The organism is Bradyrhizobium sp. Arg237L, assembly GCF_029990105.1.
Lineage (GTDB): Bacteria > Pseudomonadota > Alphaproteobacteria > Rhizobiales > Xanthobacteraceae > Bradyrhizobium.
This window is the reverse complement of sequence record NZ_JAQMIL010000039.1, coordinates 15,244-28,638: the sequence shown is the minus strand read 5'-3', so window position 1 is coordinate 28,638 and position 13,395 is coordinate 15,244. Positions and strand designations below refer to the sequence as shown.

Genomic DNA, 13,395 nt, shown 5'->3' with positions numbered 1-13,395 from the left:
CGCGTCTCCACAGCTTTAAGACTTGTCGCGCGGCGTATGATCGATATAAAAACGTTTTTGTATCGGCCGCGCAAGCTGAAAATGCAATCTGGCAGCCAATACGTTCTGAAATTTCGTGGGGTCCGCCTCACGGTGCCGGGAGCCGCCATGAAGAACAAGCTCGTTTCACTCGAGGCCGCGCTGGCCCCGATCCCGTCCGGCGTGACGCTCGCGATCGGCGGGAGTCTGCTGCGGCGCCAGCCCAATGCAGCCGTCCGCGAGTTGATCCGCCGCGGGGTCAAGGACCTCACCTTGATCACGTGGGCGACCACCACCGCGACCGACATGCTGGCGGCGGCCGGCGCGATCCGGCGCTGGGAAGGCATCTATGCGGGGATGTTCAGCCACGGCCTCGCGCCCAATTTCAGGCGCGGCGTCCAGAGCGGCGCCATCACGGCGCGCGACTTCTCCGAATGCGCGATCGTGGCGCGCTTCCGCGCAGCCGCAGCCGGGCTTGCCTTCATGCCCGTTCGCTCGCTGCTCGGCTCCGACATGGCGGCGCGCAATCCCGAGCAAATCCGGCCCATGACCTGCCCCTTCAGCGGGGACAAGCTTCATGCGGTCGCCGCAGCCGACGCCGATTTCACCATCATTCACGGTTACGCCGGCGACCGCTATGGCAACGTGCAGTGGCCCGTGGTGCGCGACAGCGACGACATCGACCAGCTCATGGCGAGCGGTGCCAAGCGGCTCATCGTCACCGTCGAGAAAATCATTCCGCACGAGCAGGTCAAGGCGCAGCCGACGCTCACCTATATTCCCGGCCAGTGGGTCGAGGCCATCGTCGAAGTCCCGCAAGGCGCGCATCCGGCCGCCTGCGACTCCATCTACGACGAAGACGAAGAGCACCTGCGGCTTTACCTCGAGCACGCCAAGACTCCCGAGGGCATGGCGACCTATCTCGACCGCTTCGTCCGCACGCCGCGGGCTCACGACGAGTACCTTCACGCCAGCGGCGCTTCCGCCCGCCTCCCGTCCCTCTCCGTTCAGCAGGGCTGACGCATGAACACGCTTACCGCCTCCGGCGCCGTCACCGGCTTCACCGTCAACGAACTCGCAGCCTGTATCATTGCGCGCGAAATCCGGGATGACGACCTGATCTTTGTCGGCGTCGGCACCAACGGACGCGCCTTCACGCTCGCTGTCGGCATCCCGCTCGCCGCGTGTCGCCTCGCGCAACTGCGCCACGCGCCCGGCGCCACGGTCTACTGGGGCAACCTCCTGGATCCGGACCTTTCCAACATGCCCGACAATCTCCGCCAGGACAGCCTGACGCGCTGGCATGCCGCTGCCTGCCCGGCCGACACGGGTTTCAAGTGCGACATGCTTGGCCGCGGTCGCTTCGACGTCTCTTTCGAGTCCGCGGCGCAGGTCGATCGCCACGGCAATCTCAACATCACCGCGATCGGCGATTATGCAAAGCCGGACGTACGGCTGGTCGGCTGCCTCGCCCAGCCCGAGCATCTGGCCTTTGTACGCCGCCCCATCATCGTGGTGGACCTCGACAAGCGTACTTTCGTGGAGCAGGTCGATTTCGTGACCAGTGTCGGCCATCGGGTCCGCGGCACTCCGCGTCGGGAATTTGGCCTGCCAGGGCCCGGCCCGGCGCTCGTGGTCACCGACAAGGCCGTCTTCGACTTCGGGTCCGACGGCGCCATGCGCCTGCGTTCGCTGCATCCGGGCGTGACGCCCGACGACGTGCGCTCGCGCATGGGCTTCGCGCCGACCATCCCCGAAAACATCGCGGTCACTGAGCAACCCTCGCTAGAAGAGTTGCGCCTGCTGCGCGAGGTGATCGACCCGCGCGGCGTGCTGATGCGGGTCTAAGCGTCCGCTTCAGCCGAGCCAGTCCGCGACCACCTCGCTGGTGTGTTCTCCGATCGACGGCGCGCGCCGGCGGATGCTGTTGGCGGTCTCCGAGAGCTTCACGGTGACCCCGTGCATCGGCACATTGCCGTCGGGATACGCAATATCGACGATCTGCTCGCGATGCTTGAGCTGCGGGTTTGTGACCACTTCGGCAATGGTGGCGACCTTCCCGCAGGGCACCTCGGCACGCGCCAGCGTCTCGACCACGTCGTCGGAGTGGTGCTGGGCGATCCAGCCGGCGATGATGGTTTCGATCGCATCAGCGTTGGCCATGCGTCCGGCGTGCGTGGCAAACCGATCATCCGAGAGCAGGTGCTCGAGACCGGCGGCCTTGCACAAGCGGGGAAACAGCGCGTCATTGCCGGCATTGAAGTGAATCCAGCGCTCGTCCTTACAACGATAGTTGTTGGCCGGCGCCGAATAGCGGTCGCGCGCGCCCTTGCGCGTGGCCTCCGTTCCGAACAGCGCGTATTCGGGAATGGCGGTCAGCAGCAGCGTCACCGCGCTGTCCAATAACGCTGCGTCAACCACCTGCCCCCGTCCAGTCCGCTCGCGCGCCTGCAAGGCTCCGAGCGCACCGACGGTTGCGTAGAGGCCGGTCACCTGATCGACGACGAAGGCGCCCGAAGGGACCGGCTTGCCGCCGGCCTCGCCCGTGATCTCCATCAGGCCGCTCATGGCCTGCGCGATGACGTCGAAGCAGGGGCGCTGCGCGTGCGGTCCGGTCTGCCCGAAGCCCGAGATGCGCACCATGATCAGACGCGGATTGATGGCGGAAAGCTCCTCGTAGCTGCATCCCATCTTCTCGAGGGTGCCCGGCCGGAAATTCTCGATCAGGATGTCCGCCTTGGCGGCGAGGTCGCGCAGGAGCTGCTGGCCCTCGGCGCTACGATAGTCGAGCGCAAGGCTGCGCTTGTTGCGATTGAACATCATGACGTAGAGGCTCTCGCCTGCGATCTTTGGCGCGATCGCCCGGGCATCCTCACCCTTTCCGGCCCGCTCGACCTTGACGACGTCGGCGCCCATGTCGCCCAGCAGCATTCCGCAAACGGGTCCCGCAATGAAGCGCGACAAATCGAGGACCTTGATCCCCTCAAGCGAACCGGCCATTTCCTCTCCTTGACTGGAATTATACGGCTTCTTTCTTGCGCTTTTTGCCCGCCGCATGGGGGGCGCGCGCGGTGGACCCGCGGACAACGAGTCCCGTCGGGAAAATCTGCTCGCGTGCCGGCGACGGACGCTGGTTGCGGATCCGCTTCATCAGCATCTCGGCCGCAGCCGCGCCCATGATGCGCTTCTGCAGGTGGATGGTGGTCAGGTCGATGCGACGGAAGGAAGCGAGCCGGATGTCGTCGAGACCGACAACCGAAAGGTCGGCCGGCACCTTGATGCCGAGCTCCATGGCCGCCTCGATCACGCCCATGGCGTTCAGATCGTTGCTGGCCATGATCGCGGTGGGGCGATTGGGCAGAGACAACAAGCGCAGGCCGGCGTCATAGCCGGTCGGCAGGTTGTAGTCGCCGTTGAAGATGAGTTCGGCGTCCCGGTCGAGCTTCAGGCGGCGGATCGCGGCCTTGTAGGCCTCGAGCCGTTCGGCGGCGGTCGAGGAGTCCATCGGACCACGCACGAAGCCGATGCGGGTATGGCCGAGACTGGCGAGATGATCTACGGCCTGGGTGATTCCACCGACATTGTCGGAACCGACATAGTCATCCTCGTGGCGCGGACTGCGTCGTTGCACCAGCACAAAAGGCGTCCCCGAGTCGAGCAACTCGCGAACGCGCGGCGTATCCGTGTATTGGGAGATCAGCACCATGCCGTCGACCTGGCTGTCGAGCAGCGCACGCATATGCCAGATCTGCTTCTCCTCATCGCCATCCGTGTTGCAGAGAAGCAGGCTGCACTTTTCGCGGATCGCCACGTCCTCCACGCCACGGACGAAATCCGGAAAGGCCGGGTTGGCGACGTCGGCAATCAAGACGCCGATGGTGAAGCTGCGCTGCATCCGCAACGCCCGGGCCACGGCGGACGCACGGTAGCCGAGACGCTCGGCGGTCTCCTTCACCAGCCGCCGGGTCTCCTCGCTTACATGCTGCTTGCCAACCAGCGCGTTGGAGACGGTCGAGAGGGCGATACCGCACTCGTTGGCGACATCCTTGATCGTTACGCGCTTCTTGTCTTTCATGTCTCAGGCTCTCCGACACCCATGCACCGTTCGGCACCAATAGCGGCCGGCCGGGCTTCGTCCAGATTCAGACCCTGAGAGAACGCGCATCGCAAGCAGATTAAGTCCGCAGTTGACCCCAGCGTCATAGCACGTGTACTTTGCAAAACCAAGAAACGTTTTCGGAAATCGTTTCGTGGCTTTTTCAAGTCGACACGTTCAGGTCCAGATGGAGGATGCGAATGACACACGGCACCAGCGGCGCGGCCCTTCTTGAAGCGCGTGGCGTCAGGAAATCCTACGGCCCGGTGCATGCCCTGCGGGGAGTCGACTTCCGCATCCGCAAAGGCGAGACCGTCGCGCTCGTCGGCGACAATGGCGCGGGCAAGAGCACTTTCGTCAAGATCCTGTCCGGCGCCATTCAGCCGACCGGAGGAGAGATCCTGTCCGACGGCCGCCCCATCGCGATCTCCTCCACCGAGGTGGCGAGGAATCTGGGAATCGAAACCGTGTACCAGGACCTCGGCCTCTGCGACAATTTGAGCGTCGCCGACAACATATTCCTGGGCCGGGAAAGAACCTGGGGGATCGCCCCGCTGCGTTTCCTGGACAAGCGCAGCATGCGCGCGGCCGCCGACGATGCCCTCAAGGGCCTTTCTGTCAACGTGCCGCGAGCTGACGCCAACGTTTCCGGCCTCAGCGGGGGCCAGCGCCAGGCCGTTGCGGTTGCCCGCACCAAACTGTGGAAATCCTCGCTCGTGCTGCTCGACGAGCCGACTGCCGCTCTCGGCGTGCAGGAGACCAAGCGCGCCATGGACGCCGTGCGGAAGCTGCAGGAACAGGGCATCTCGATCGTGCTGATCAGCCACAACATGCCGCTGGTGATGGAGATGAGCCATCGCGTGGTGGTTCTACGGCACGGGACCAAGGTCGGCGATGTACCGACCGCCTCGGTCAACGGCGATGACATCGTGTCGCTGATCACCGGCGCCCGCCAGACATGGATAGAGGCGGCCTGAGCGCTTCACGGACAAGGCCCAACAATGGCGCAAACGCCGTCGAAACTCGTCTCGCTGGCCGAGGCCGCGCAATCCGTCGCCAACGGCGCATCGCTGACCGCCGGCGGCTTCGCACATTCCCATCAGCCGCTTGCCTTCACGCGTGAGCTCGTCCGGCAAGGGCGCTCGCGGCTCACGCTGATGAGCGTCGCTGAATGCTGGGTCGCCGAGTTCCTGGCCGCCGCGGGCATGCTCGAAAAGGTCTATTTCTCGAACTTCATGTTCGAGGGTTACGGCCGCTGCCAGCGCTTCTCCAAGGCGGTGGAGGCCGGCACCATCGCGGTCGAAGATCACAGCCATTTCGGCATGGTATCGCGCTTGATGGCGGCGGGGCTCGGTCTGCCATTCATGCCCATGAGGGCGATGGCGGGGACGGATATCCTCGCGGTCTCTGGTTTCGAGCCGGCGGCGCACAAGGCGAAGCGCCTGGATTCGCCCTTCGGCAACGGCGTTGTCACCGCAGTCTCTCCGCTCAAACCCGACGTGGCCGTCATTCACGCCGCCCGCGCGGACCGGCTCGGCAATGTGCAGCTATTCGGGACAACGTCAGTGATCGAGGAGCAGGCGCGCGCTGCGGCACAGGTGATCGTCACCGTCGAGGAGATCGTGGACACCGACGTCATCCGCCGTCAACCGGAACTCACGCTGCTGCCGGCGCTGATGGTCGACATGGTGGTCCATGTGCCCTACGGCGCGCATCCGACGGGAGTCTACGGCTACTACGACCATGACGCCCCTCACCTTGCCGACTACTACGCAGCGTCGCGCTCGGAAACTGATACAGCCGCCTGGCTCGACCGCTGGGTGCATGGCCTGCCCGACCATTTCGCCTATCTGGACGCGCTGACGATGTCCCGGCTGCTCCGCCTGCGCGTCGACCCTGCGCTGGGTTACCTGCGTGAGGTCCGTCATGACTGATGTCAGCCGCGACGAATACATGGCCGTCGCCGCCTCGCGCGAGATTCGCGACGGCGACACCGCCTTCATCGGGACCGGCCTGCCCATGGTAGCCGCCTATCTCGCCAAGGCGACGCACGCGCCGCGCGTCAACCTCGTGTTCGAGTCCGGCATCATCGATCCCCAGCCTGTCGATCTCGCCACCGGCGTGGGCGACTACCGGCTTGTGCACGGCTCCACCAAGGTCGCCGGTACGTTCTACGCCCTCAGCCTGCTGCAGCAGGCGAAGGTCGACATCGGTTTCCTCGGCACGGCCGAGATCGATCCCTACGGCAACCTCAACTCCACGGTGATCGGGCCCTACGACCGGCCGCGGGTCCGGCTGCCGGGTAGCGGCGGCGCTAACGACATTGCCAGCATGGCGAAGCGTTTCGTGGTGATCGCGCGCCTCGACCGCAAGCGCTTCGTCGAGAAGGTGCAGTACCTGACGACACCGGGTTTCCTCACCGGTCCTGGCGCACGCGAAGCGGCGGGCTTGCCGGGGGCCGGCCCGGTCAGGGTGATCAGCGATCGCGCGATCCTTGGTTTCGATCCGGCCTCGAGGCGCATGCGCGTGGAGCACCTATATCCCGGCGTAACGCTTGCCGAGGTGCAGGAGCACATCGCCTTTCCCATCGATGCGGCACCGACGCTCGAAATCGAGCCGGAGCCCGATCTTCATCTGCTGCGTCTGCTGCGCGACGTCATCGACCCCGACGGGGTCTATGTCGGCCGCGACGAGCGCTGAGCACACCCGAGGATTCCCGCCAATGTCCGCCGGACACAAAGTCGTTTCGCTCGCCGATGCAATCGGCCTCATTCGTGACGCCGACTGTGTCGCCCTTGGCGGTCACGCAGGGCGCAGGCCACCAATGGCGCTGGCGTGCGAGATCATCCGGCAGGGCCGCAAGGACCTTCGTCTCGTGTCCTGGGACAAAGGCCTGGCGCTCGAACTCCTCATTGCCGCGGGTTGCGGCGCGCGTATCGCGGCCGATGACATGGAGACGCGGGATCGCATCCGCGCCATCGCGCTCGGCTTGCCCTCCACATCGGGCACGTGGGACTCCCATTTCCGCATATTGCGGCCGGATGTCGTGCTCCTGCATGCGCAGTGGGCCGATGCGGACGGGAATGCTCGCTTCGCGATGGATCAATGGGAGCCCGAATTCCCGGACTTGCTGCTCGCGAAGGCAGGCGCAAAAGCGATCGTGTCCGTCGAGCAGGTCGTCAGCGCTCAGGCGATCGCCCGGCGCCCCACCGATCCGTTCCTGTCCGGTGAGGCCGTCGCCTGCATCGTCGAGGCGCCTTACGGCGCCTATCCCGCCGCCTGCGACACCCGCTACGAAGCGGACCACGCAGCGCTTGGCAAGATCGCCGACGCGACGCGGTCGCACCAGGCCCTACGGGCCTGGCTGGACAAGCATGTCTTCAAGCCGGGCGATCACTGGGCTGCCCTCGATGCGGTCGGTTCGCGACGGCTGCTCGGCATCACGACCGACCGAGTGTTGAGGGTCTGATCCGCGAAGCCGCCGCACCCGGCTGCAGGCCTCAGATCGGATCCTTCCAGACGTTCTCGCTCCCGTCGATGCGGACGTCGATCAGGTAGAAGCGGCCGGAGGCCTTGCCTCGTGCAATCGCGGCGGCCAGATCGCCGGGATTGGCAACCTTCTCACCGTCGCCGCCCATGCACTTGGCGATGCCCGCATAGTCCACGTCGCCGAAATCCACGCCGATGTAGCGCTGACCGTGGAAGTGCAGCTCTTCCTGCTTGATGTTGCCGTACGCCATGTCGTTCATCACGATCAGCGTGAACGGCGCCTTCTCACGCACGGCGGTCTCCATGTCGCCCATACTCATGCCGAGCGAGCCATCGCCCACGACGGCGATGACGTCCTTGCCCGGCCCCGCAAGCTTGGCGGCGATCGCAGCCGGCAGACCGAAGGCCATGTTTCCGTAGCCGACCGGCTTCATGTAGGCGCCGGGCGTCTTGATCGGCAGCATATGCGTCCAGACGCCGGGGTTGCCTGCATCGGCAACGATCACCGTGTTCGCGTCGATCGCCGCGCCAAGCGTCTGCATGACCCATTGCGGCTTGATCGGTCGTGACGTCGCGTAGGCCGGAGCGAAAACTTCCTTGCGCCAATCCTCCCGCTGCCGCCTGGCCTGAGTGAGCCAGTCCGCCCGCGCGGCGGCATTGGCCGATAGCTTGCCCTGCAGCGCCGCCGCGAGCCGCCGCAAGGCATCGGCGGCGTCGCCGATCACGCCCACCGCGACCGGGTAATTGCGACCGACGATCGCCGGATCGAGGTCCACCTGCACGATGTTCCGGGTGAGCGGCAGCGTCCAGCGCGAGGTCGACGCTGCATTCATGCTGTTGCCGACGACAAGGATGCAATCTGAGTCCTGCAGCAGATGCTTGGAAACCTTGGTGCCGAAGCGGCTGCGCGGGCCAAAGCACAGATCGTGGTCGCCGGGCACGGCGGAGATGCCATTGAAGCTCGTCACGATCGGCGCACCGAGCACCTCGGCCAGCTTCAGCGCGGCCTCGCCGGCCCGCGCGATGATCGCGCCGCGACCAAGCCACAGTACCGGTTTCCTGGCGGCGGCCAGCGCCTGGGCGGCTACCGCGATGGAGGCTTCAGGAGCGACCGGGCGCTCGTTGAAGCGATAATTCTGCGGATCGATCGGCTCGAACGCGATCTCGCCGCCCTCAACCGCATCCCGGGCGAAATCGAGGAGAACGGGGCCGGGATTGCCCGTCGTCGCCACACGGAAGGCCTCGCGCACAGCCTGCGGAATGCCCTCGCTGTCCGGTACGAAGCGGCTCAGCTTGGTGAACTGCCGAAAGAGCGTGACGTGATCGGCATCCTGGTTATCATCCTGGCCGATATGCCGGCGTCGGTTGTTGCAGGTAATCACCACAACCGGGCTTGAATCGCGGTGCGCACCGCCCACGGCAGTAATCAGGTTGGTGGCCCCGGGGCCGGTGGTCGCGAGGCAGACGCCGGGCTTACCGGTCAGGCGACCGTAGGCGTCGGCCATGTGTGCGGCAGCACGCTCGTCGCGCGTCGTGATGAAACGGATGCCGGGCTCGTCGTAGAGCGCGTCCATGATCGAGAGCGTTTGGCCGCCAGGCACGCCGAAGATGAACTCCACCCCTTCGAGCTTGAGGCATTGGATGACCGCGCGTGCGGCTCCGATCTTCGCTCGCGCGGGCTGTGAAGTCGTCATCTGCTGCACTCCTGACTGTCTTTGAGGTCTGCGGCCGCCTTGGCCATGGCAGCGACGCGTAGCAGAAAAAAACGTTTTCGGAAATCGTTTTTTGTGTCTTTATGCCAGTACGCCAAACCGACGTACGGGATCCATGAATTTTGCCTGCCTCTCCCGCCGCCATCACCTTCACAGGATCGGTTCATAATGCGGGGTGACCTGATCCTCGCCATCGACGCCGGCACCAGCAGCACGCGGGCCACACTCTTCGACGCGACCGGCGTGCGGCTTGCCCATGCCAGCCGCCCCTTCAGCGTTGCGCTTCAGGCGTCGTTCGCCGAGGCCGATCCAACGTCGCTATGGGCAGCGGTCGTCGAAACGGTCCGCGACCTCCGGGTTGATGGGGCGGGCATCGCCGCGATCGGCGTCACTGCCGCGATTGGCATGGTGCTCACGGACGCGCATGGGCTGCCGCTTGCGCACATCTGCACATGGCAGGACCGGCGCGCGACGCGTGAAGCTGCCCTCATCGAGAACCGGCTTGGCGCCGCAACGGTCTATGGCATCTCCGGTCGCCGGATCGCCCCCGAGCTGACCGGGCCGCTGCTGCTGTGGTTCCGCGATCACCGGGCCAACGTCTTCGCCAAGGCGCGCCTGATGCTGACCATGAAGGACTGGCTGCTCATGCGCCTTTGCGGCGAAGCCGTCTGCGACCCTGCGGGCGCTTCCTATTCGCTGTTGTTCGATGTCGGGCGGGGGGCCTGGAGCCAGGACTTGATCGCAGCGCTGGAGCTGCCGCGCGACCTTTTTCCCGAGATACGCGACGGCACTGCGGTCGCCGGCCGGCTGACCTGGGACGCGGCGAGTGCTCTCGGGCTGCTGGATGGAACATCGGTGGTGGTCGGCGGCCCTGACGGCACCGTGGGCGGAATGGGAGGCGGCATGGTCGAGCCCGGCATCGCCGTCAACGTCATGGGCACCACGGACGTCATCTTCGCTTGCGCCGACCAGCCGTGCTTCGATCCGGATCGCCGCCTCGTCCTCAATCGCTTTCCCGTTGGAGAAGCCTGGTGCGTCGGCGGTCCCATGGCGGCCACCGGCGGCGCGGTCGCATGGCTTGCCGGCGTGCTCGGCGCCGACTTGCCGACGCTGACGGCCGAAGCCGCCGCGATCGCAGCCGGCAGCGACGGCCTGATCTTTTCACCCATGCTGGCGGGTTCGCGGACCCCGCGATGGGACGTCACCGAACGCGGCGGCCTGACGCGACTGAGTTTCGAGCACGGACGTGGACACCTGTTCCGCGCCGCGCTCGAAGGCGTAGCGGTTGAGGTCGCAGAGGTCTTCGATGCGCTGGCGGCCGCGGGCATGCCGGTGCGCGAGATCCGCGCCGTCGGCGGTGGGGCCGAGTCTTCGCTGTGGCTCGAAATTCGTGCCGCCCTGCTCGGCAAGCCGCTCATCGTACCGGAGGTCGCCGAGGCTTCCGCGCTCGGTGCCGCCATGCTGGCAGCCGTCGGCGTCGGACTCCATGCGGACCTCCGGGCGGCCAGCGCCGCGATGGTTCGAATCCGCGAGAAGATCGAACCGGCGCCCGATGCGATCGCCGCCTACGCTCATCTCAAGAAGCAGTATCTCGCCTACCGCCAACACCTCGACAGACTTCCGGTTCAGGAAGCAGGAGATCTTTGACATGTTCAGTGCGCTACAGGGATTGAAGGTCCTCGATGTGTCGCGCTTCATCGCCGGCCCGTTCTGCGCGATGCAGCTTGCGGATCACGGTGCAGACGTCGTCAAGGTGGAGCGCCTCGACTCGGGCGACGACACCCGCGAGAACGAGCCGAAGCTCGGCGGCGAGAGCGTCTATTTCATGACGTACAACCGCAACAAGCGCAGCTTCGCGCTCGATTTCCGCAAGCCTGAGGCCCAGCAGGTGCTGCGCGAGCTCGCTGGCAAGGCCGACATCCTGATCGAAAACTTCCGTCCGGGAACGATGGAGCAGATGGGCTGCGGCTGGGAGGCGCTGCACGCGCTCAACCCGCGGCTCATCATGGTGCGCATCTCGGGTTTCGGGCAGACCGGGCCTCTCTCGCAACGACCCTGCTTCGACGTGATCGCGCAGGCGACGAGCGGATTGATGGAGCTCACCGGCGACCCGAACGGGCCGCCAACCATGGCCGGCACCTTCGTGGTGGATTACACGACCGCGCTCTACGCGACCATCGGAGCGCTCACCGCTCTTGCCGCCCGCGAGCAGACCGGCAAGGGCCAGCTCGTCGAGGCCACGTTGCTCGAGAGCGCAGCCAGCCTGCTGATGACGGCGATCCCGGAGCAGGCTGTCCTCGGCCGCAGCATGAGCCGCCAGGGCAACCGGGACCGCTACACATCACCAGTCAACACCTTCAAGGGATCGGACGGCGCCTGGGTGCATATCGCCTCCGGCACCGATCCGCTGTTCCAGCGCCTGGTCACCGCGATGGGACGCGAGGACCTGCTGCAGGATCCGCGCTTCGCTACCGTGAAGGCGCGCGTAGCGAACGCATCCGCGATCGAGGCCGAAGTCCAGGCCTGGGTCAGCAGACACACCGCCGACGCCGTGGTCGAGGCCATGGACCGCGCCGGTGTGCCCTGTGCGAAGGTCTCCACAATGGCAGACGTGGTCGAGAACCCCCAGCTCAAGGCCCGCAACCAGATCCTGACGGTCGATCATCCACGCGCCGGCGCATATCCGACACACGGGATCACGGTCACGTTGCGCGAGACACCGGGCGCCGTGCGCCGACCTTCCCCTCTCGTCGGCGAGCACACAAGCGAGGTGGCTGCCGAGTGGCTCGGCTGGCCCCGAGAACGCTGCGATGAGTTGATCGGAAAGCGCGTGATCGGATGAGGGGCTCACGGCGCCCGCGCTGGACCTCGGATGCCGACGAAACATTCGGCCCCGTGGCGCCATGCTACGCTGGCCGACCTGCCCGGAACAGCGGTCTTAGCGGTTGACCTTTGCGAGAGGGCCTGATCTGTAGTGTACAGAAACGTTTTTCGGAAATCGTTTTCGGAGTAGCAGCCCTACGGCGGAAACGTTCTGGGCCGATGCCCCCGCCAAGGGCCGGCCCTTATCGGGAGGGACTACATGTTCGCTATACGCTGGCTCAAGGCACCCATGCTCGCGCTGGCCGCGGCCGCCGCGGCGATGCCTGCACAGGCACAGGACAAGATCACCATCGGCGCGATCATCTACGCGCGTGACTCGCAATACTGGCAGCAGATCGAGCGCGGCATGCGCGACGCGGCCGCGAAATACGGCGCGACGATCACGTTCGGCCTCAACCAGCGCAAGCTGCCGACCGAGGGCCAGGTGATCGAGGACTTCGTCACCCGTGGAGTCGACGTGCTGATCATGCCGCCGCTCGACAAGCAGGGTTCGGTCGCGTCCGCCCGCCGGGCCAAGGACCGCAACATCATGGTCGTCGAGTACGATACCAGACTCGAGGATGCTTCGATCGCCAGCCACTCGATCGGCGTCGACAGCCACGAACTGGCCGCCGCGGTCGGCAAGGAGCTGCGCAAGTACCTGGAGAGCAAGGGCGGCCAGCCCTCGATCGGCATCATCACGCTGCCGCCGATCAACGCCAACATGCAGCCCCGCCGTCAGGGCTTCCTGTCCGCTCTCGAAGGCTTGAAGTACGAGACCGTCGCCGAGGTCAGCGGCGCCACGCCCGAGGAGGGCGCGAACGGCCTGGAGAACATCCTGCGCCGCAAGCCTGACACCACGGCCATCTGGGCCTCCAACGCCGGCACGCTCGCCGGAGCGGCAGCCGCAGCGCGACGGGCCAACACGCAGACCAAGCTGTACGGTATCGACATGAGCCAGGATCTTGCCCAGATGCTGCTCGACCCGTCCAGCGCGGTGGAAGCGATCGCCGACCAACAGCCTTACCGCATCGGCTATCTGACGGTTGAAACCGCGGTGAAGGCCAAGCGCGGCGAAAATCAGCCCCGCTACGTCAACGTGCCGGTGAAGCTCTACACCAAGAGCGATCAGCAGCCGGTGAAAGAATATCTGGACCTCGTGCGCTCGTTGTCCAACTAAGGCGCGAAGTTCCTTGGAGCCCCTCGAATCTTCCTGCG

At 65.7% G+C, this 13,395-nt stretch carries 12 protein-coding genes; 9 read left to right on the top strand and 3 right to left on the bottom strand.

Annotation, left to right across the window (positions count from 1 at the left end; translation table 11 throughout):
- The first annotated feature begins 147 nt into the window (after positions 1-147).
- Together OZ411_RS23175 and OZ411_RS23170 are read left to right on the top strand one after the other, a co-directional pair.
- Complete coding sequence (locus OZ411_RS23175; RefSeq protein WP_282529802.1) at positions 148-1,038, top strand: CoA-transferase; 891 nt, start codon at positions 148-150, stop codon at positions 1,036-1,038.
- A gap of 3 nt (positions 1,039-1,041) precedes the next feature.
- On the top strand, positions 1,042-1,866 hold the full coding sequence (locus OZ411_RS23170) for a CoA-transferase (protein ID WP_282529801.1): 825 nt from the start codon (positions 1,042-1,044) through the stop codon (positions 1,864-1,866).
- A gap of 9 nt (positions 1,867-1,875) precedes the next feature.
- Here the strand turns inward: OZ411_RS23170 and OZ411_RS23165 are convergent, their stop codons facing one another.
- Both OZ411_RS23165 and OZ411_RS23160 read right to left on the bottom strand, forming a co-directional pair.
- Positions 1,876-3,018 (bottom strand): CoA transferase, encoded by a 1,143-nt coding sequence (locus tag OZ411_RS23165; RefSeq protein ID WP_282529800.1) that lies wholly within the window; start codon positions 3,016-3,018, stop codon positions 1,876-1,878.
- A gap of 19 nt (positions 3,019-3,037) precedes the next feature.
- Entirely contained in the window at positions 3,038-4,093 is a 1,056-nt protein-coding gene (locus OZ411_RS23160; RefSeq protein ID WP_130579630.1) for a LacI family DNA-binding transcriptional regulator, read from the bottom strand.
- A 221-nt stretch (positions 4,094-4,314) separates the two neighbouring features.
- Between OZ411_RS23160 and OZ411_RS23155 the strand changes: the two genes are divergently transcribed.
- The 4 genes from OZ411_RS23155 to OZ411_RS23140 all read left to right on the top strand — a co-directional run bounded on the left by OZ411_RS23155 (position 4,315) and on the right by OZ411_RS23140 (position 7,583).
- Complete coding sequence (locus OZ411_RS23155) at positions 4,315-5,091, top strand: ATP-binding cassette domain-containing protein (protein WP_282529799.1); 777 nt, start codon at positions 4,315-4,317, stop codon at positions 5,089-5,091.
- 24 nt (positions 5,092-5,115) lie between these two features.
- Complete coding sequence (locus OZ411_RS23150) at positions 5,116-6,048, top strand: CoA-transferase (RefSeq protein ID WP_282529798.1); 933 nt, start codon at positions 5,116-5,118, stop codon at positions 6,046-6,048.
- The gene (locus tag OZ411_RS23145) at positions 6,041-6,814 is read left to right on the top strand and encodes a CoA-transferase (protein WP_282529797.1); all 774 of its coding nucleotides are present in this window, start codon (positions 6,041-6,043) and stop codon (positions 6,812-6,814) included. Before OZ411_RS23150 ends, OZ411_RS23145 begins: the two co-directional genes overlap by 8 nt.
- Positions 6,815-6,938: 124 nt before the next feature.
- Positions 6,939-7,583: a hypothetical protein gene (locus OZ411_RS23140; protein WP_349017030.1), complete on the top strand. Its 645-nt coding sequence runs from the start codon at positions 6,939-6,941 to the stop codon at positions 7,581-7,583.
- A 31-nt stretch (positions 7,584-7,614) separates the two neighbouring features.
- Here OZ411_RS23140 and OZ411_RS23135 read toward each other — a convergent pair whose 3' ends face one another.
- Entirely contained in the window at positions 7,615-9,297 is a 1,683-nt protein-coding gene (locus OZ411_RS23135) for a thiamine pyrophosphate-binding protein (RefSeq protein WP_282529796.1), read from the bottom strand.
- A gap of 186 nt (positions 9,298-9,483) precedes the next feature.
- Here OZ411_RS23135 and OZ411_RS23130 point away from each other — a divergent pair, with 186 nt between their 5' ends.
- The 3 genes from OZ411_RS23130 (at position 9,484) to OZ411_RS23120 (ending at position 13,357) form a co-directional block, all read left to right on the top strand.
- The gene (locus OZ411_RS23130; RefSeq protein ID WP_282529795.1) at positions 9,484-10,962 is read left to right on the top strand and encodes an FGGY family carbohydrate kinase; all 1,479 of its coding nucleotides are present in this window, start codon (positions 9,484-9,486) and stop codon (positions 10,960-10,962) included.
- 1 nt (position 10,963) lies between these two features.
- Positions 10,964-12,157 carry a CoA transferase gene (locus tag OZ411_RS23125; RefSeq protein WP_282529794.1) on the top strand — a complete coding sequence of 398 codons (1,194 nt, stop codon included), beginning with the start codon at positions 10,964-10,966 and terminating at the stop codon, positions 12,155-12,157.
- 270 nt (positions 12,158-12,427) lie between these two features.
- Positions 12,428-13,357, top strand: a complete 930-nt coding sequence (locus OZ411_RS23120; protein WP_282529793.1) for a sugar ABC transporter substrate-binding protein — start codon at positions 12,428-12,430, stop codon at positions 13,355-13,357.
- The last annotated feature ends 38 nt before the right edge of the window (positions 13,358-13,395 follow it).